Source organism: Bradyrhizobium sp. ERR14 (assembly GCF_014198235.1).
In the GTDB taxonomy this organism is placed as follows: Bacteria; Pseudomonadota; Alphaproteobacteria; order Rhizobiales; family Xanthobacteraceae; genus Bradyrhizobium.
The window spans coordinates 605,320-625,418 of record NZ_JACIHD010000003.1 but is presented as its reverse complement, the minus strand read 5'-3'; the positions used below and the strand labels follow the sequence as shown (position 1 = coordinate 625,418).

Here is a 20,099-nt window from a genome sequence, read left to right as displayed (position 1 = left end):
TCCAGCCCTCGGTTTGACCGGCCTTCGCCGGCGAGGAATGTTGCATGAACCCAGCTGCCAACGCCAATTTGTTCTCCCGCCTGTTCGACGGCCTGGACGATCCGAAGCGCCTCGCCATCGAGACGCATGACGGCGGCCATATCAGCTATGGCGAGTTGATCGCGCGGGCCGGGCAGATGGCAAATGTGCTGGTCGCGCGCGGCGTGAAGCCGGGCGACCGCGTTGCGGTGCAGGTCGAGAAATCCGTCGCCAATATCGTGCTGTATCTCGGCACTGTCAGGGCCGGCGCGGTCTACCTTCCGCTCAACACCGCCTATACGCTGAACGAGCTTGACTACTTCATCGGCGACGCCGAGCCGTCGCTGGTGGTCTGCGATCCCTCCAAGGCGGAGGGCCTCGCCCCGATCGCCGCCAAGGTAAAGGCCAAGATCGAGACGCTCGGAGCTGACGGCAAGGGCTCGCTGACGGAAGCCGCCGACAAGGCCAGCAGCGAATTCACGACCGTCGCGCGGGCGAACGACGATCTCGCCGCCATCCTCTACACCTCGGGCACCACGGGGCGCTCCAAGGGCGCGATGCTGACGCATGATAATCTGGCGTCGAACTCGCTCTCGCTCGTCGGCTACTGGCGCTTCACCGAAAAGGACGTGCTGATCCACGCGCTGCCGATCTATCACACGCACGGCCTGTTCGTGGCGACCAACGTGACACTGTTCGCGCGGGCGTCGATGATCTTCCTGCCGAAGCTCGATCCGGATTTGATGATCAAGCTGATGGCGCGCGCCACGGTGCTGATGGGCGTGCCGACCTTCTATACGCGCTTGCTCCAGAACCCTGCGCTGTCGAAGGAGACGACCAAGCATATGCGGCTGTTCATCTCGGGCTCGGCGCCGCTGCTGGCGGAGACCCATCGCGAATGGTCGGCGCGGACGGGGCACGCCGTGCTCGAGCGCTACGGCATGACCGAGACCAACATGAACACGTCGAACCCCTATGACGGCGAGCGCGTGCCCGGCGCAGTCGGCTTTCCCTTGCCGGGCGTCTCCGTGCGCGTGACCGAGCCCGAGACGGGCAAAGAGCTGCCGCACGAGGAGATCGGCATGATCGAGGTCAAGGGCCCGAACGTCTTCAAGGGCTATTGGCGCATGCCGGAGAAGACCAAGTCCGAATTCCGCGACGACGGCTTCTTCATCACGGGCGATCTCGGCAAGATCGACGCCAAGGGCTACGTCCACATCCTCGGCCGCGGCAAGGATCTCGTGATCTCCGGCGGCTTCAACGTCTATCCGAAAGAGATCGAGAGCGAGATTGACGCCATGCCGGGCGTGGTGGAATCCGCTGTGATCGGCGTGCCGCACGCCGATTTCGGCGAGGGCGTCACGGCGGTTCTGGTCTGCAACAAGGGCGCGGACGTGAGCGAGGCCTCGGTATTGAAGGCGCTCGACGGGCGGCTTGCGAAGTTCAAGATGCCCAAACGCGTCTTCGTCGTCGACGAGCTGCCGCGAAACACCATGGGCAAGGTGCAGAAGAACATCCTGCGGGATACGTACAAGGATATCTACGCGAAGAAGTGAGGGGACTCGTCGCAGGTTGCGACGAGGAGCATCCACAAAACGCGCTATCATGCCCGGCTTGACCGGGGTATCCAGTACGCCGCAGCCTTTCGAGGCAAGCACCGCCGTCTCTGGAATACTGGATCGCCCGATCAAGTCGGGCGATGACAGCGGAGTGTGTGGTAAGCGTTACGGCGCACGCCACTCACAGTCCGCCGACCAGACTCATCACGAACCGGCTGCCGACGATCAACAGATAACATCCGAACGCGACTTCCAGCCACCGCTTCGACATCGCATGCGCGGCTCTCACGCCTAGCGGCGCGGTGACGAGGCTCATCGGCATCACCAGCACGGCGCCGATCAGCGAGACGTAACCGAGCGCGAACGGGATCTGCAGGGCTGCGACGGCCGGATAGTTCGCCGCCGCAGGCCAGCCCGCATAGATGTAGCCGAGTGCGCCGGGGATCGAGATCAGCACCGCGAGTGCGGATGACGTCGCCACCGCCTGATGGATCGGACGGCTATAGAAGGTCATCAGCAGGTTCGAGAACAGGCCGCCGCCGATGCCCATCAGCGTCGAAAGAATACCGACGCAAAAGCCGTAGACGCGCATCAAGGGACCCTTCGGCAGATCGTCGCCCAACTTCCAGCCTTCGCGCGCGAAGATGAGGCGTGCCGCCGCCGACCAGGCGACACAGACGAACACGATCTTGAACAGCCGCTCCGGCGCATAGCGCGCGACCACGCTGCCGGCGACCACGCCCATCACGATCGGCAGCCACCACACCCGCAAGATGGCCATATCGACGGCGCCGCGCTTGTAATGCGCCTGGAACGAACGGATCGAGGTCGGGATGATTACCGCGAGCGAGGTGCCGATGCAGAGCGGCATGCGCACCTGCAGCGGCACGCCGGCGATGCGAAAGCATTCGTAGAACACCGGCACGAGAATCGCGCCCCCGCCGATGCCGAACACGCCGGCCAAAAATCCCGAAAGCGCGCCGGTTGCGATCAGCAGCAGCGCGAGCTCGACGATGTCCCTGATATCAAGTCCTGCAATCACCCCAGACCTGCCCCGGCGACTGGTCGCAACCTCTCCCGACGTCAGCCGGAGACGGCTGCGGTCCCAGCTTTAGGCGATCCGGGTTGCGTGGTCGACGCACCGGACGTGCCGGCTGGGGTGGAATGCGGGCTGCGCATATCCGCGGTCCCAGCGAAACCGGCCCAGCGTACGGCGGGCCGAGTCGCCCTGGCCCTGGCGGGGCGGCTACGGCCGACACGGACCGATTGCTGCGAGCGGCGAGCGGCGGGGCAGTGGGTTAGAGGCGTTCCAATAGTGATTTCAATGCGCCCTGCTCGCGCCACCAAGTAATGAATTTATATTCTTAATTTCGCTGGCAGACAGATGCTCTGGTATACCAAGCCCCTGATTGGCCCTGTTTCATCAACGCTCTAGAGCTGAACCATGGTTCGATTTATGGCAATTTGGAGATTGCGCAGGCCAAATCGACTCCGTAAATAGAGCCGACCTTTCCGATCCCCGCGCGCCCCCTGCTGGGCCGCCATAAAACATCAAAGCCCATGACCGCACGGATCGAACGACCCCTCTCGCCGCACATGCAAGTCTACCGCTGGACGCTGACGATGGCTCTGTCCATCATCCATCGCGCCACCGGTATTGCCCTCTATTTCGGAACCCTGCTGCTGGTCTGGTGGCTGGTTGCCGCGGCTTCCGGCCCGGCCGCTTACGCGCACGTCCAGGCCTTCGCCGGCAGCATCATCGGGCGGCTGATCGTGTTCGGCTACACCTGGGCGCTGATGCACCATATGCTCAGCGGCATCCGGCATTTCGTGTGGGACCTCGGCTACGGCTTCAAGGCCAATGAGCGGGAAGCGCTGACCTGGGGTGCCCTGATCGGCGGCATCGCGCTGACGGTGCTGATCTGGATCATCGCCTATGCGAACGGAGGTGGACGATGAGCGCATCCGATACGCCGAAGCGCAGCCTGCGCACCCCGCTCGGCCGCGTCCGCAATCTCGGCGCCGCGCATTCCGGCACGTCCGATTTCTGGCGTCAGCGCATCACCGGCGTCGCCATGACGCTGCTGATGATCCCGGCGCTGGTGATCATCGTGATGCTGCTCGGCCGCAATCAGGTCTACGCTGCGCAGACCCTGAGCTCCATTCCCGTCGCGGTGATCCTGCTCCTCTTCATTTTCGCCAGCGCCTGGCACATGAAGATCGGCATGCAGGTGGTGATTGAGGACTACGTCCATAACGAGAAGCTGAAGCTCGTCTCGATCATGCTCAACAATTTCTTCTCGGTCGCCGTGGCGCTCGCCTCGACCTACGCGATCCTGAAACTGTCCTCCGGAGTGTAACCCATGGCCACCACAACGAATGGCACGGGCAACGGCGCTCCCGCCACCAACGGCAAAGCCTATCCGATCGAAGACCACACCTACGACGTCGTCGTGGTCGGCGCCGGCGGCGCGGGCCTGCGCGCCGTGGTCGGCTGCAGCGAGGCCGGCCTGCGCACGGCCTGCATCACCAAGGTGTTTCCGACCCGCTCGCACACGGTGGCGGCGCAGGGCGGCATCTCCGCCTCGCTCGGCAACATGCACAAGGACGACTGGCGCTGGCACATGTACGACACCGTGAAGGGGTCGGACTGGCTCGGCGATCAGGACGCGATCGAATACATGGTGCGCAACGCGCCCGACGCGGTCTACGAGCTCGAGCATTGGGGCGTGCCGTTCTCGCGCACCGAGGACGGCAAGATCTATCAGCGTCCGTTCGGCGGCATGACCATGGACTACGGCAAGGGCCAGGCGCAGCGCACCTGCGCCGCCGCCGACCGCACCGGTCACGCCATGCTGCACACGATGTACGGCCAGTCGCTGCGCCACGCTGCCGAGTTCTTCATCGAGTTCTTCGCCATCGATCTGATCATGGACGACCAGGGCACCTGCCGCGGCGTCATCGCGCTCAAGCTCGACGACGGCACGCTGCACCGCTTCCGCGCCCAGACCGTGATCCTCGCGACCGGCGGCTACGGCCGTGCCTATGCCTCCTGTACCTCGGCGCACACCTGCACCGGTGACGGCGGCGGCATGGTGCTGCGCGCCGGCCTGCCGATGCAGGACATGGAGTTCGTGCAGTTCCACCCGACCGGCATCTACGGCTCGGGCTGTCTCGTCACCGAAGGCGCCCGCGGCGAAGGCGGCTATCTCGTCAACTCGGAAGGCGAGCGCTTCATGGAGCGCTATGCGCCCTCGGCCAAGGACCTCGCCTCGCGCGACGTCGTCTCGCGCGCGATGACCATCGAGATCCGCGAAGGTCGCGGCGTCGGCAAGAAGAAGGACCACATCTTCCTGCATCTGGACCATCTCGATCCCGCGGTGCTGGCCGAGCGGCTGCCGGGCATCTCGGAATCCGCAAAGATCTTCGCCAATGTCGACGTGACGCGCGAGCCGATCCCAATCGTGCCGACGGTGCACTACAACATGGGCGGCATCCCCACCAACTATCACGGCGAAGTCCTGACCAAGAAGGACGGCGACGACAACGCCATCATCCCCGGCCTGATGGCGATCGGCGAAGCCGCCTGCGTCTCCGTGCACGGCGCCAACCGCCTCGGCTCCAACTCGCTGATCGACCTCGTCGTGTTCGGCCGCGCCGCAGCGCTCCGCCTCGCCGAGAAGCTGACGCCCAATGCCAAGCAGCCGGAGCTGCCGGCGAACTCGTCCGAGCTCGCGCTCGGCCGGCTCGACCATTACCGCTACGCCTCCGGCGGCACGCCGACCGCAAAGCTGCGCGAAGGCATGCAGCACGTGATGCAGAGCAATTGCGCGGTATTCCGCACCGGCGAAGTCCTCAGCGAGGGCCAGAACCTGATCGAGAAGGTCCACAGCGGCATCACCGACATCGCCGTGTCCGACCGCTCGCTGGTGTGGAATTCGGACCTCGTCGAGACGCTCGAGTTCGACAATTTGATCTCGCAGGCGGTGGTGACGATGAACTCGGCCGCCAACCGCACCGAGAGCCGCGGCGCGCATGCGCGCGAGGACTTCTCCGAACGCGACGACAAGAACTGGATGAAGCACACGCTGGCCTGGCTGGACGATGCCGGCAAGGTCAAGATCGAGTACCGCCCGGTTCACGACTACACCATGACCAACGACGTGCAGTACATCCCGCCGAAAGCGCGTGTGTACTGAGCGAACAGCGAAGGCCTTATCGAGATGGTTGAATTCGCACTTCCGAAGAACTCCAAGATCACTGGCGGCAAGACCTGGCCGAAGCCCGCGGGCGCGACCGAGACCCGCGAGTTTCGCGTCTATCGCTGGAATCCGGACGACGGCAAGAATCCGAGCGTCGACACCTATTACGTCGACACCAATGATTGCGGTCCGATGGTGCTGGACGGCCTGATCTGGATCAAGAACCACATCGACCCGTCGCTGACCTTCCGCCGCTCCTGCCGCGAAGGCGTCTGCGGCTCCTGCGCCATGAACATCGACGGCCAGAATACGCTCGCCTGCACCCGCTCGATGCACGACGTGAAGGACGGCGCGGTAAAGATCAATCCGCTGCCGCACCAGCCGGTGGTGAAGGACCTCGTCCCCGACCTCACCAATTTCTACGCCCAGTACGCCTCGGTCGAGCCGTGGCTGAAGACCACCTCGCCGACGCCGCAGAAGGAATGGCGCCAGACCCACGAGGACCGCGAGAAGCTCGACGGCCTCTACGAGTGCATCCTGTGCGCCTGCTGCTCGACCTCGTGCCCGAGCTATTGGTGGAACAGCGAACGTTATCTCGGCCCCGCCGCGCTGCTCCAGGCCAACCGCTGGGTGTCCGATTCGCGCGACGAGGCGACCGGCGAGCGGCTCGACGATCTCGAGGATCCATTCCGCCTCTACCGCTGCCACACCATCATGAATTGCGCCAAGGCCTGCCCGAAGGGACTGAACCCGGCGGAAGCCATTGCCGAGCTCAAGCTCAAGATGGTCGAGCGCCAGATCTAAAGGCGCGGTTCATGCTTCCTGTCCCGGCCAGTCCGGCCGGGACATTCCGAGATCGCAGTCAATTCGAGTAGAATTTTCTCCGACCCGCGGTGCGCGTAAGTTCCAGAGCGCACAACCAGCGGTTCCGGCACAAGTTGCTTCCTTCCCCGCGCGAGATTCAGTTAAGCTCCCGTCAGGGACGGAGCGACTGTGCAGAGGGCGCAACGCAATTCGCTGAGGCTGTTGCAGTGGATGATGGCGGCATCCCTGGCGCTGCCGGTTGCGCTGTTCATCATCACATCCGCGATCTCCTACACCTCGACCAGGGACATCGCCGACCGGGAGATCGAGCGCACGCTCGACGTCGTGCATGAGCACGCGCTCAAGGTGTTCGAGACCATCGATCGCAGCCTGGCCGAGCTCAACGAGGTCGTGCGCGGCCTTCCCGACGACGTCATCCGCGCGCGCGAGCCGGCGCTGCACCGCCGCCTGAAGCGGCTGACCGATTCGCTGCCGCAGCTCAAATCGGCCTGGATCTTCGACGCGGACGGAAGAGCGCTGGTCAACAGCCTCGCCTCGCCGCCGCCGGAGCTCCGCTTTGCAGACCGCGACTATTTCTACGCTCATGTCGACCAGACCATCGGCAGCTTCATCGGCACGGCCCTGACACCCCGTCCGCCCTATCAGGGCGCGCGCTTCTTCGGGATGAGCCGCCGCCGCGACTCCGACGACGGCAGCTTCATCGGGGTGATCCAGGCCTCCGTCCTGCCCGAATATTTCGAGAGTTTCTATGCGCGGATCGGCTCCGATGCCGGCAGCTTCTTCGCGATGGGCCGCGCCGACGGTGTGCTGCTCGCGCAGTTCCCGCGGCTCGAGCGCGACCTTCGGCTCGATCCGACTGGACCGGTCGGCCGGGAAATCGCGGCGCGGCCCGCGCACGGCCTCATCACCGTCGCCTGGCCGTCGGACGGGATCGAGCGCCGCATTGGCTATCGGCGCGTCGCCGAGTATCCGATCTATGTCAGCGCCGGGCTCGAGACCTCGGCGATCCGCGCGCGCTGGCTCGCCACCATGGGCCAGCATCTGGTGTTCGGCATTCCCGCCACCGCACTCCTGTTTCTGCTGTTGGCGCTGGCGTTGCGGCGCACCCAGCACCTTCAGGCCGAAGCCGCCAAGCGGCGTGAGGCCGAGGAGGCGCTCAAGCACAGCCAGCGCCTGGAGGCGCTCGGACAGCTCACCGGCGGCGTTGCGCATGATTTCAACAATCTGCTGACGGTGATCCGCGCCTCGGTCGACCTGTTGAACCGGCCGCAACTGACGGAGGAGCGGCGGCAGCGCTACATCACGGCCATTGCGGACGCGGTGGCACGCGCGGCGAAGCTGACCTCGCAGCTGCTCGCCTTTGCGCGGCGTCAAACCCTGAAGCCGGAAGTGTTCGACGTCGGCGAGCGGATGCAGGCGCTGCACGACATGCTGGCGCCGCTGCTGGGGCCGGCCATCGAGATCACCATGCGCCTGCCCACCGAGCCCTGCCTCGTCCACGCCGATGCCGGCCAGTTCGAGACGGCGCTGATCAACATGGCGACCAACGCGCGCGATGCCATGCAGGGCAAGGGCAGGATCGTTTTCACGGTCGAGACCGCGACGACCGTTCCGGACACGCTGGCCCATGCCCCAGGCAGCCAGAACTTGGTAAGCCAGAATTTGGGAAGCCAGAGCTTGGCAAACCAGAACCTGGCAAACCGCGGCTTCATCAGCGTGACCGTCAGCGACACCGGCATCGGCATTCCTGCCGCACGACTGGAGCGCATCTTCGAACCGTTCTTCACCACCAAGCAGGTCGGCCATGGCACCGGCCTCGGCCTGTCCCAGGTGTTCGGCTTCGCCCGGCAATCCGGCGGCGAGGTGACGGTTGCGAGCGAGGTCGGTCGCGGCAGCACCTTCTCGCTCTACCTGCCGCGCGTGCCGCCGGATCTGCTGCCGCAGCGGCAGGCGCCGAACACGGCGCCGGCTGTGGCCGGCAGCGGCATGTCGGTGCTGCTGGTCGAGGACAATATCGAGCTGGCCAATTTTGCCGCCGACGGCCTCACCGAGCTCGGCTACAGCATCACGCTGGTCGACAACGCGACCGATGCGCTCGCCGAGCTCGTCATGGACGCGGATCGCTTCGACGTCGTGTTCACGGACGTGGTGATGCCTGGGATGACCGGGCTCGATCTGGCGCAGGCGATCCGCGACCGCGGCATCGACGTGCCGGTCGTGCTGACCACGGGCTACAGCCAGGCCCTGTCGCAAGAGGGCGTGACCGGTTTCGAGCTCGTGCAGAAACCTTATTCGATCGAGGAATTGTCGCGCGTTCTCCACCGGGCGGCCCGCATCCGGCGCGTCCGGGACGGCGCGGCCGAGTGAGGCGCCATCCGGAACCTGAGGGAACCGGTTGATTTCCTTCGCGTTGTCCGCTCATGCAAAAGCCGGCCGCGAAGCGCGAACAGGGCCCCAAACCGCCCATCGTCGGGATCAAGGGGGAGAATGGCGACGAGGTCGCCGCGCCACCGCCGGAATTGCTCGAGCCTGACCCGGAGCTAACGCCCGAGGAAGCCGAGCAGGCCCGGAAGGATTATCTGCTGACGCGGTTCTGGATCAGCGCGCGCGGCTTCTGGGGCCGCAACGGCGATCGCCTCGCCTGGCCGTTCTCGCTCGGCCTCGGCGCGCTGATCGTCCTGACCGTCGGCTTCCAGTACGGCATCAATGTCTGGAACCGGGCGATCTTCGACGCGATCGAGAAACGCGATGCGACCGCCGTCTTCCATCTCACCGCTTTGTTCTTCCCGCTTGCGATCGGCAGCATCGTGCTCGGCGTCATTCAGGTGTTCGCGCGCATGGGCATCCAGCGGCGCTGGCGGGCCTGGTTGACTGCAAGCGTGCTGACGCGGTGGCTCAAGAACGGGCGCTATTACCAGCTCAACCTCGTCCGCGGCGACCACGAGAATCCGGAATACCGGATCGCGGAGGATCTGCGCATCGCGACCGATTCGCCGGTCGATTTCCTCGCGGGCGTCACCTCGGCGCTGCTGTCGGCCGCGACCTTCATCGTCGTGCTCTGGACCATCGGCGGCGCGCTCACCGTCACGCTCGGCGGGTCGAGCATCACCATTCCCGGCTTCCTCGTGATCGCCGCGATGCTCTATGCCGCGATCGCGTCCGGCTCGATCCTGGTGATCGGCCGTCAGTTCGTCCAAGTCTCCGAGAACAAGAACCAGGCCGAGGCCGATTTCCGCTATACGCTGACGCGCGTGCGCGAGAACGGCGAGAGCATCGCGCTGCTCGGCGGCGAGGAGGAAGAGCGCGACGGCATCGACCGCAATTTCACGAGCGTGCTCAGGCAATGGGCGCGGCTCGCCGGCCAACACATGCGCACCACGCTGGTGTCGCAGGGATCGAGCCTGGTTGCGCCCGTCGTGCCGCTTTTGCTTTGCGCCCCAAAATTCCTCGACGGCAGCATGACGCTGGGACAAGTGATGCAGGCGGCCTCCGCCTTCACCATCGTGCAGAGCGCGTTCGGCTGGCTGGTCGACAATTATCCGCGGCTCGCCGACTGGAATGCCTGCGCGCGCCGCATCGCCTCGTTGATGATGTCGCTCGACGGCCTCGAACGCGCCGAGCAAGGCGATGGCCTCGGCCGCATCAAGCGCGGCGAGACCCGCAACGACGCCATGCTGGAGCTGAACGACCTCTCGGTCACGCTCGACGACGGCACGGCCGTGGTCGGCGAGACCGAGGTGGTGATCGAGCCCGGCGAACGGCTGCTGGTCGCCGGCGAATCCGGCACCGGCAAGAGCACGCTGGTGCGCGCCATCGCAGGCCTGTGGCCCTGGGGCGGCGGCAGCGTGAATTTCCATCCCGACCGGCGCCTGTTCATGCTGCCGCAGCGGCCCTACGTGCCTTCCGGATCCTTGCGCCGCGCAGTCGCCTATCCGGGCGCCGCCGACCACTGGACCGTGGAGGAGATTGGCGAAGCCTTGCACAAGGTCGGGCTCGATCATCTCAAGGAGAAGATCGAGGAAGAGGGCCCGTGGGACCAGACGCTGTCAGGCGGCGAGAAACAGCGTCTCGCCTTCGCGCGGCTGCTGCTGCACAACCCCGATATCGTCGTGCTGGATGAGGCGACCTCGGCGCTCGACGAGAAGAGCCAGGACAAGATGATGAAGACGGTCACCGACGCGCTACCGAAGGCGACCATCGTCAGCGTCGCGCATCGCGCCGAGCTGGAAGCCTTCCACAGCCGCAAGATCGTGCTGGAGCGCCGCAAGGGCGGCGCCAAGCTCGTCAGCGACATCGAGCTGATCCCGCGCAAGGGCAGGCGCAGGCTGCTCGGCCGCTTCCTGCGGCAGCGCAAGGCGCCGAAGAAGGCGGCGTGAGGAAAGCGGTGTAACGCACTCTCTCCGTCGTCCCGGACGAGCGCAGCTCTAGGTAACGCGAAGCGTTGCCTAGAGCTGCGTGCAGATCCGGGACCCATACCCACAGGGAGGAGTTTGGCGACGACTCGGAGTGGGCATCTCGCATTAGACTCCTCCCTGGGGTTATGGGTCCCCGCGTTCGCGGGGACGACCCCGAGATTGTGGCTCGCATCGAGCGTTGGAGTCCCGCGCAAAACCGGCTATGCATGCGCCGCTTGCAACGAGGATCGCCTGCTTGACGACCGACAACGCCCCTTCGTCCGCGCCGTTCGGCGCGTTTGCGCCCAATGCGGCGCAAGCTGCGATCATTCGCCTCGCACAGCAGTCGGGGCTGAAGCGCGGCGCATTCCGGCCCTGGATGTCGCGGCTGGTCAACCTGCTGCGCGGCGGCCCGGTCGACGTGCAATATCAGGGCGCATCGTTCCGCTTCTATCACCAGGGCAGCGCGACCGAGCGCGGCGCGCTGTTCAATCCCGATTACAATCTCGACGAGCTCGACTTCCTGCGCCAGCACACCCCGGCGGGCGGCACCTTCGTCGACGTCGGCGCCAATGTCGGCACGTTTGCGCTGGTGATGGCGCAGCAGGTCGGCAGCTCAGGCAAGGTGGTCGCGATCGAGCCACATCCGCTGACGTTTGGACGGCTTTCCTTCAACCACGCCGCGTCGAAGACGGCGCAAGTGCGCCTGGTGCAGGCTGCGGCCGGCGACAGCGACGGCGAGCTGATGATCGAGAGCGGCGGCGGCAATCTTGGCGCCACGCACGTCGTCACCGGCACGGCGACCGCCGAGGCCATCAAGGTGCCGTCACTGCGGCTGACACGCATTCTCGACGAGGCCGGCGTCCGCCAAGTTGATTCGCTGAAGATCGACGTCGAGGGTTTTGAGGACCGCGTGCTGATCGGCTTCTTCCGCGATGCGCCGCCCTCGCTATGGCCGCGCGCGGTCGTCATCGAGCATCTGTCACAAAACGAATGGCAGCAGGATTGTATTGCCGACATGGTCGCGCGTGGATTCGCGATCATGCGCAAGACGCGAAGCAATACGTTCCTCTCACGCTGACAAGGACGAAGGAGGTTACGATGATCGACCATCTGGGTTTCTCCGTCTCCGACTATGAGCGCGCCAAGGCGTTCTACGCCAAGGCGCTGGCTCCGCTCGGCTACGGCCTGATCATGGAGGTGACGGCGGAGCAGACCGGCCACGCTGCCGCCGCAGGCTTCGGTGCCAACGGCAAGCCGGATTTCTGGATCGGCGGCGAAGGCGCCATGAACAAGCCGGTGCATGTCGCGATCGCAGCCAGGGACCGCGCCACCGTCGACGCGTTCTACACGGCGGCCATCGCGGCCGGCGGCCGCGACAACGGCCCGCCCGGCATCCGCCCGCATTACCATGCGAACTACTACGGCGCCTTCGTGCTCGACCCTGACGGCCACAACATCGAGGCCGTCTGCCACGCGCCGGAATAAGGCAGATCCAGCGCGACGCGATCTGGGAACATCGGCGCGGCATCATCGTTGTCCTTCTCCGGACAACCTGATCCCGATGGTGCCGATGCCGATCGAACCGCCCGAGATTCCACCGGCAACTCCGGGGACTCCAGCCGAACCGCCGCCCGGCATTCCGCCGGGCAATCCGCAGCCTGAAATCACGCCGCCGGTGCGCGAACCCGGCTCGCCACCGCGGCCCGACGAATTGCCGGGCCGCATGCCTGAAGAGATTCCATCGCGCGGGCCGAACGGGCCGCTGACGCCGAATCCTGCGACGGATGCAATTCCGCCGCGGGATCGCGCATGAAGCAGCCGATCACATGTGGGGCAATTGCAACCAGCGTCTGAATGCGCAATGAACGTTGCCGGAGTGACGTGATTTCCGTGCAGAAATAAATCGGGCCGCGACCGCATCGCCCGCCACAATCCGGCCTAACGCGTAGCTGTTCATCCCAACACTTCGTCAAAGAACCTTCCGGGGAAGTTCACCACCATGACCAATCTTCGTTTCGTGCTGCTCGCGACGACGGCTCTGACCGCGATGCAATTCGCAAGCTCCGCATCGCAAGCGCAAAGTGCGCCGCCGCTCGTGGTCGCACAGGCGCAGCCTCAAGATGCAGGCCCTGACGGAAAACCGAAGCAGCCGCCGAAGGGACCCGCGGCTGCGCCGCCTGCTGGGCCCGCGCGCCCGGCCGCTCCGCCGCCCGCCGCTGCACCGCCCCACCCGCCGGCTGCGCCGCCGCCGGCCGCCGCACCGCCGCGTCCCGCCGCGCCGCCACCGCCTCCGCCGCCACCTGCGGCCCGTCCGGCTCCCCCGCCGCCACCACCGCCGCCTGCCGCACCGAAGCAGCCCTCGCCGCCCCCGGCCGCGGCGCCGCAGCAGCACGCCCCGACACCTCCACCTCCGCCGCCTGCGGCACGCCCGGCTCCCACGCCGCCGGCACCGCCGCCTGCTGCAGGTCCGCAGCACGCACCGACGCCGCCGCCTCCCGCAGCACGTCCGGCCCCGACGCCGCCAGCGCCGCCGCCCGCTGCAACGCCTCCGGGCCGCCCAGCTCCGGGCCCCGCGGCGACGCCTTCTCCCGCACCCGCAGCGCCGACGGCGCGCCCGGGAGCGCCTGCTCCGACCGCCACACCTGCCCCGACTGCGACACCCGCGCCGACTGCAACGCCGGCTCCGGGCAGCACGCCTGGCGCACCGCCGGCGGGCCGCCCCGGCGCACGTCCCGGCACGCCTCCGGCTGCAGGATCGCCGGCTCCCGGTGCCGCGCCCGCTCCGACGGCCACGCCGGCTCCCGGCAGCACGCCGACGCCACCGCCCGGACGTCCGGGTGCGGCAACGCCGGGCCCCGGCGCGGCTCCGGCCCCGACTGCGACGCCAACCCCCGGTCAGCAGGGTGCAACGCCGCCCGCGGCCGGAACCCCGCCTGCCGGCCCGCAGGCTGGTGCCCCGCCCCGGCCGCCGGCGCCTCCCGCCGGCGCTGCCGCGCCGACCGTCGTCCCTGGCACACCGGCCGCCGCGCCGCCGCCCGACAGGGCACAATACAGGCCGCCGACGGTCGCGCCCGCCTTCCGGGCCGCGCCGACGGTCGCCGCACCCTTGCCGCCTCCGCCGCGCCCGCAGCAGCGCGACCTGACCCCGCTCGCGATCGGTGCAGGCGTGGTGGCCGGCGCCGTGATCGGCGCCACCATTGCCGACATGCACAGCCAGCGACGCGAGGTCGTCGAAGGCGGCCGCACCGTCTACACCGAGCCGGACCGCATCATCATCCGCGATCCGGGCGGGCAGGCTTACGTCCGCGGCAACGATCTCTATCGCTTCCGCTATGGCGCCCGTGACATCCGCACCGACACCGTCGGCGGCGAAACCCGCACCGTCGTGGTCCGTCCCGACGGCAGCGAGATCATCACCGTGGTCGGTGCGGACGGTTCGCTGCGGCGGCGAATCCGCAGGGACCCCCGCGGGGGCGAGCTCGTCATCATCGACAACACCTACCGCGATCCGCGGGCAGTCGGCGGCTTCTATGTCGACGTGCCGCCGCCGGTCGTGAACATTCCCTACGACCGCTACATCGTCGACGCCCAGGAGGCATCGCCGGATGTGATCTACCAGACCATGGTGGCACCGCCGGTACAGCGGATCGATCGGCGTTACTCGCTCGACGAGATCCGCTACAGCCCCAATGTCCGCATGCAGATGCCGAGCATCGACGTCAACACGATCAACTTCGAGACGGGATCGTGGACCATCCCGCCGGACCAGGCGGCCCGGCTGCAGGTGATCGCCGACGGCCTCAACCAGGCGATTCAGCAGAACCCGCGCGCGGTGTTCCTGATCGAGGGACACACCGACGCGGTCGGCAACGAGGTCGACAATCTGTCATTGTCGGACCGTCGTGCGCAGTCCGCGGCCGAATTGCTAACGCAGCAGTTCAACGTGCCCGCGGAGAACCTGACGTCGCAGGGCTATGGCGAGCAGTATCTGAAGGAGCAGTCGCAAGGGCCGAGCCTGATCAACCGGCGCGTGACCATCCGCAACATCACGCCGCTGCTCAATGGCGGCCAGGCCAACGCGGCGCCTCCGCCGCGGCAGTAAGTCCCTCGCAACGAGAAAATGGCCGGGAGCAATCCCGGCCATTTTTGTTTGGCGCGCGTCTCGCCCTTAATGCGCGGCGGCAAGCCCAAGCGCATCCGCGATGACGCGAAACACTTCCGTATTGTCCATCGAACCCTGCACGCGCTCGCTGCCCGGACCCGTCGCCGTGAGGATGACGTCCTCACCCGAATGCACACTGGCGCCGATCATCGCCGGCAGATTGCCGGGGCGCAGCACGACGCCTGGAACATCCTTGTATCTGTCGTTGGCCTTGAACGTGCCGTCCTCCGCACCCTTCACGGTCGGCTCATTGGGATTGTCGAGCTTGGGGCGGAACGTCTCATAATGATCCGGCAAGCTGGCCGAGAAGATCGCGAGCCGGCGGCTCACGTCGACGCGTGACGGATAGCCTTCCGCATCCGGCGCCGGATAATTCGGAAACCCGGCCTGGTCGTAGACGCCGACGCGCTCGCGCAGCGGCACGTTGGGCGCGGTGCCCATGTCGTCATTCACCGTGCCGACGAGACTGTTGGGATGATTGTGGTCCGCCAACACCAGGATGAGGGTGTCCTCGCCGCGCGCGCGCGCCCATTCACGGGTCTGGCGCACCGCGTTGTCGAGCATGATCGTGTCGAAGACGGCGCGCTCCATGTCGAGCAAATGCGCGTATTTATCGATCATTCCGGACTCGACCATCAGGAAGAAGCCAGCCTCGTTCTTCGCCAGGATGTTCAGCGCTGCCTGCACCTGCTCGGTCAAGTCAGGTTGCTCGGGAAATTTCTTCACGCCGCCGCCTCTGAGGAATTTACGATCCAGCGCGCCGTCCATGTTGCCGGTGGCGAACAGGCCGAGCAGCTTGCTGGTCTCCGGCTTTGCGGCAGAAGCGCCGAGCTCGCCCGCGGTGGTCGCCACCTGATAGCCTGCGTCACGAAACTTCGCGATGTAGTCGGTCTCGTCCTTGCGCTTGGAGCCGGCGGCGGATTTCGGCAGGAAATTCGCGCTGCCGCCGCCCATCAGCACATCCGGCTTGGCCGCGAACAACTGCTCGACGATCTCGTCATAGGCCGCGCGCCGGCGCGTATGCGCGACCATCGCCGCCGGCGTTGCGTCCTCGATCTCGGTGTTGGTTACGACGCCGATTGCCATGCCGAGCCGCCTCCGGGCAAGGCTCGTGATGGTTTCGACCCGGGGATCGTCGAACGGGCTTGCGGTGCGGTCCGCGTAGACGCCGAGGGCGTTGACGGCAGCCTTGTGCCCGGTCGCATAGGCGCTGGCCGAGTTCGCGGAGTCCGTGATGATCGAGTCCGAGCCCGCGGTCGCCACCAGTGCCATGTGAGGCATGTCGTCGATAGCGAGCTTGCCGCGGCTCTTGCCCTCCGAGATGCCCTTGGACAGGATTCGGGCCGCGACCCGATGCGCCGGCGACATGCCGTCACCGATGAACAGGATGACGTTCTTCGCCTTGCGCGGACCCGTGTCGTAGACCGTCCACGTGACGCTGCGCTGGCGCGTGCCGTCACTCACATCCACGGCAATGCTGCCCGGCGTGGTCAGCGTGACGTCGCGCAAAATCAGCGCCGACTGCTCCTTGCCGTCCTCGCGGTCGATGAAGGTCGCCGAACGGCCGAACGCGGTCGCGTAATCCGCGCCGTTCACCGTCACCTTCAGCTTGGCGGGATCGACCGGCCCGGGGAATTCGACCTTGAAGTCGAATTGGGCTCCGGCCAGGATCTCGGCACGATCGATCGGATAGATCGTCTGTGCCGACAGTGACGTTGTCCAAAGCAAGACGATGAGAGAGGCGAGTGCCGATCCCTTGACCATGTTCGATGCTCCGCGATGCCCATTCCGGGGAAAGCGGGGAGCCTAACGGCCGAGGATGACACCGTCATTATGTCGCGCATCGCCCGATCGGGCGGCAAAAGGCCTCAACCCTTGTCGCTCTCGAGCCGGAAGATCTGCGAGCCTTCGCTGCCCGACAAAAGGCCGGTGTCGCTGTAGAGCTTCAGCTTGGTCCGGGTGTCGGCGATGTCGAGGTTGCGCATGGTCAGCTGGCCGATGCGGTCGGCCGGCGAGAACGCGGCATCCTCGACCTTCTCCATGCTGAGCCTTTCCGGCGCATAGGTGAGGTTCGGGCTCTCGGTGTTGAGGATCGAATAATCGTTGCCGCGGCGCAGCTCCAGCGTCACCTCGCCAGTGACGGCGCGCGCGACCCAGCGCTGCGCGGTCTCGCGCAGCATCAGGGCCTGCGAGTCGAACCAGCGGCCCTGATAAAGCAGCCGGCCGAGGCGCATGCCGCTGATGCGGTACTGCTCGATGGTGTCCTCGTTGTGGATGCCGGTGACGAGGCGCTCATAGGCGATGTGCAAGAGCGCCATGCCCGGCGCTTCATAGATGCCGCGGCTCTTGGCCTCGATGATGCGGTTCTCGATCTGGTCGCTCATACCGAGGCCGTGACGGCCACCGATGACGTTGGCCTCCAGGAACAGCGCGACGGGATCGGCGAAGGTCTGGCCGTTCAGCGCTGTGGGCTGACCTTCTTCAAAGCGCACGACGACCTTCTCGGCCTTGACGGCACAATCGTCGCGCCAGAATGGCACGCCCATGATCGGGTTGACGATCTTGATGCCGCTGTCGAGACTCTCGAGATCCTTGGCTTCGTGCGTGGCGCCGAGCAGATTGCTGTCGGTCGAATACGCCTTCTCGGCGCTCATCTTGTAGGCAAAGCCCTGCGCGGTCATGAACGCCGACATCTCGGCGCGGCCGCCGAGCTCGTCGATGAACTGCTGGTCGAGCCAGGGCTTGTAGATCTTCAGGCCGGGATTGGTGAGCAGGCCGTAGCGGTAGAAGCGCTCGATGTCGTTGCCCTTGAAGGTCGAGCCGTCGCCCCAGATATTGACGCCGTCTTCCTTCATCGCCGCGACCAGCATCGTGCCGGTGACGGCGCGGCCGAGCGGGGTGGTATTGAAATAGGTGATGCCGCCGGTCGAGATATGGAAGGCGCCCGACTGGATCGCGGCGATGCCTTCATGGACCAGCTGGGTGCGGCAATCGACGAGCCGGGCCTTCTCGGCACCGAACTCCATCGCCTTGCGCGGGATCTCGTTGTAGTCGGCCTCGTCGGGCTGGCCGAGATTGGCGGTGTAGGCGTAGCAGCGCGCGCCCTTCTGCTTCATCCAGAGCAGCGCCGCAGAGGTGTCGAGGCCGCCCGAAAAAGCGATGCCGACTTTCTCACCCTTGGGCAGGCTTTTCAGGATCGTGGTCATGGCGCTTCCAATCGGGTCTCAAAGGGCTGATGTCATGGACGGGTTGACCGCGCGAATATCAAATTTCGCGGGGCTCGGCACCCATTTAATGGCTTAAACCGTGGGTTCGGGACCGGTCTTGCCGCCGAACAGGCGTCGGCGGAGCCGGTAGGCGGGCATGTTCAGCCGGGTCAGGGCGGCATCGACCGCCTCGTCCGAGAACCGGGTCCGTGGCCAGCGGTAAATCAGCGCGTAGGCAAACCAGATCACGACGAAACTGACGAGACCGGCGATCGCCACATCGGTGAAAAAATGACCGCCAAAGGCCATGCGCAGCCCGCTGGTGACGGCGCCGAACACCACCGCGCCGGCATAGGCGAGCGGGCGCCATGCCGGCGGCGCCAGCGCGGCCGGCGCCAGCGTCCAGAACGCGGTCGCGCCCTCGCCCGAGAAGAACGAGCAGTTGCGCGCGCAGCCGCCGCGCGGATCCCACCACGCCACGAACTGCTGGTCGCCGGCAAACTGCGTCACCACCACCGGGCGCGGGCGACCCCAATAGGTCTTGAAGGTGAGGTTGGTGAGGATGCCGGCCGACATGATGATCGTGACCAGCAGGAACACGATCGCGCGACCCGACACCATCAAGGGACGGTCGGGCCGGATCATCTTGACCACGAGCGCCACAAGCGAGGGCAGCACGAAGGCCCAGGCGACCCACATCGCAGCGTCACGCGCAAAGCCCGCCCAGTCGTTCAGCTTGAGCGGAAAGGTTTTGGTTTGGGGGTCGAAGAACAGCGACGCCAGCTTGAGATCGAGCTCGGGATAGAGGCCGAAAACAACGCCGATCACGAGCCACAGCGCCAGGGCGATGAAGAGTCCAGTCCGGTTCATGGCGGGCGGTTTAGCGGAGAGACGACGACATGAAAACCCCGGTGAAGGTGCCCATCCTCCCCTGGGAGGGGAAGGATCGATCGCGCGAAGCGCGAGCGAGGTGGGGTGAAGCCACACAAATGGTCTCTCGTCCGTCCGCAAACACCAGTCCTCGACACCGCCGATGCGGATAGACTGTCACCCCACCCCGGATCGCATCTGCGATGCGATCCGACCCTCCCCCTCCAGGGGAGGGTGTCAGAGAGCATCATCTTGCATCCGGCCTTGAATTCGACGGCAGCGGCGGAGGCGGCCGGCGCGGGGGCGGCGGGATGCGCCAAGCGCCGGCATTGCGGCCGGCGATCAGCCAGTAGACCACGCCGGCGACGATGCCCGCGCCGGTCATGATCTCCAGATGGCGCCGCACGATGCCTTCGAACTGAAACGTGTCGGAGTGAAAGGGAACGAGGCCGAGATAGCAGGCAAGTCCGACGAGGCCGCCGCCGACGGCATAAGCGAGCGCGCTACGGATGTAGAGGGCTTCGGTGATCGCAACGATCACTGCCGCCGGCACCAGCGCAAAGCCGGAGACGAAGATGAAGCCGAAGCCGAGCAAAATGTCGATCGCGCCCTGATCGACGGGGCCGGCGCCGAGATCGGCGAACTCCGGAAACAGCAGCGCGACGACCACGATCATGCCGCCGACGAAACAGGCGGCGAGGAAGCCGATGAAGATGACGATGAGGCGGCCGATCAGGGACATGCGGAGGAAGTCACCGTAGTCGTCATTGCGAGCGCAGCGACTTGTCCGCCGAAGCCTTGGCGAAGGCGGAAGCAATCCAGAGATACGTCTGCAGACGCAGTCTGGATTGCTTCGTCGC

16 protein-coding genes are annotated in these 20,099 nt (G+C 66.1%); 11 read left to right on the top strand and 5 right to left on the bottom strand.

The annotated features are described in order from the left end of the window. Positions 1-44 precede the first annotated feature (44 nt). Entirely contained in the window at positions 45-1,574 is a 1,530-nt protein-coding gene (locus GGD62_RS12730; protein WP_183708710.1) for a malonyl-CoA synthase, read from the top strand. Positions 1,575-1,758: 184 nt separating this feature from the next. Here the strand turns inward: GGD62_RS12730 and GGD62_RS12725 are convergent, their stop codons facing one another. Next, complete coding sequence (locus tag GGD62_RS12725) at positions 1,759-2,619, bottom strand: sulfite exporter TauE/SafE family protein (RefSeq protein ID WP_183708709.1); 861 nt, start codon at positions 2,617-2,619, stop codon at positions 1,759-1,761. A 518-nt stretch (positions 2,620-3,137) separates the two neighbouring features. Here GGD62_RS12725 and sdhC point away from each other — a divergent pair. The 10 genes from sdhC (at position 3,138) to GGD62_RS12675 (ending at position 15,103) form a co-directional block, all read left to right on the top strand. Next, positions 3,138-3,536, top strand: a complete 399-nt coding sequence (gene sdhC, locus GGD62_RS12720) for a succinate dehydrogenase, cytochrome b556 subunit (RefSeq protein ID WP_018318928.1) — start codon at positions 3,138-3,140, stop codon at positions 3,534-3,536. Then, positions 3,533-3,937 (top strand): succinate dehydrogenase, hydrophobic membrane anchor protein, encoded by a 405-nt coding sequence (gene sdhD / locus GGD62_RS12715; protein ID WP_018318929.1) that lies wholly within the window; start codon positions 3,533-3,535, stop codon positions 3,935-3,937. The genes sdhC and sdhD overlap by 4 nt, the downstream gene beginning before the upstream one ends. 3 nt (positions 3,938-3,940) lie before the next feature. Further along, complete coding sequence (gene sdhA, locus GGD62_RS12710) at positions 3,941-5,776, top strand: succinate dehydrogenase flavoprotein subunit (protein ID WP_018318930.1); 1,836 nt, start codon at positions 3,941-3,943, stop codon at positions 5,774-5,776. A gap of 24 nt (positions 5,777-5,800) precedes the next feature. Beyond that, complete coding sequence (locus GGD62_RS12705) at positions 5,801-6,583, top strand: succinate dehydrogenase iron-sulfur subunit (protein ID WP_018318931.1); 783 nt, start codon at positions 5,801-5,803, stop codon at positions 6,581-6,583. Between the two features lie 189 nt (positions 6,584-6,772). Continuing rightward, a complete protein-coding gene (locus GGD62_RS12700) occupies positions 6,773-8,971 on the top strand; it encodes a hybrid sensor histidine kinase/response regulator (RefSeq protein ID WP_183236473.1) in 2,199 nt (732 codons plus the stop codon). Between the two features lie 53 nt (positions 8,972-9,024). Then, positions 9,025-10,980 (top strand): ABC transporter ATP-binding protein/permease, encoded by a 1,956-nt coding sequence (locus tag GGD62_RS12695; protein WP_183708708.1) that lies wholly within the window; start codon positions 9,025-9,027, stop codon positions 10,978-10,980. A gap of 274 nt (positions 10,981-11,254) precedes the next feature. Then, positions 11,255-12,079 (top strand): FkbM family methyltransferase, encoded by an 825-nt coding sequence (locus tag GGD62_RS12690; protein WP_179732356.1) that lies wholly within the window; start codon positions 11,255-11,257, stop codon positions 12,077-12,079. A 20-nt stretch (positions 12,080-12,099) separates the two neighbouring features. Beyond that, positions 12,100-12,486, top strand: a complete 387-nt coding sequence (locus GGD62_RS12685; protein ID WP_092261470.1) for a VOC family protein — start codon at positions 12,100-12,102, stop codon at positions 12,484-12,486. Positions 12,487-12,571: 85 nt separating this feature from the next. Further along, entirely contained in the window at positions 12,572-12,814 is a 243-nt protein-coding gene (locus GGD62_RS12680; protein ID WP_026202099.1) for a hypothetical protein, read from the top strand. A 186-nt stretch (positions 12,815-13,000) separates the two neighbouring features. Further along, entirely contained in the window at positions 13,001-15,103 is a 2,103-nt protein-coding gene (locus GGD62_RS12675; protein ID WP_183708707.1) for an OmpA family protein, read from the top strand. Positions 15,104-15,169: 66 nt separating this feature from the next. Here GGD62_RS12675 and GGD62_RS12670 read toward each other — a convergent pair whose 3' ends face one another. From GGD62_RS12670 to GGD62_RS12655, 4 genes are all read right to left on the bottom strand, one after another. After that, the gene (locus GGD62_RS12670) at positions 15,170-16,927 is read right to left on the bottom strand and encodes an alkaline phosphatase (protein WP_183708705.1); all 1,758 of its coding nucleotides are present in this window, start codon (positions 16,925-16,927) and stop codon (positions 15,170-15,172) included. Positions 16,928-17,031: 104 nt separating this feature from the next. Further along, positions 17,032-18,369: an argininosuccinate synthase gene (gene argG / locus GGD62_RS12665; RefSeq protein WP_018318939.1), complete on the bottom strand. Its 1,338-nt coding sequence runs from the start codon at positions 18,367-18,369 to the stop codon at positions 17,032-17,034. Positions 18,370-18,462: 93 nt separating this feature from the next. Beyond that, positions 18,463-19,239, bottom strand: a complete 777-nt coding sequence (locus tag GGD62_RS12660) for a phosphatase PAP2 family protein (RefSeq protein WP_183232751.1) — start codon at positions 19,237-19,239, stop codon at positions 18,463-18,465. 247 nt (positions 19,240-19,486) lie between these two features. Then, complete coding sequence (locus tag GGD62_RS12655; protein ID WP_018318941.1) at positions 19,487-19,981, bottom strand: hypothetical protein; 495 nt, start codon at positions 19,979-19,981, stop codon at positions 19,487-19,489. Between the last annotated feature and the right edge of the window lie 118 nt (positions 19,982-20,099).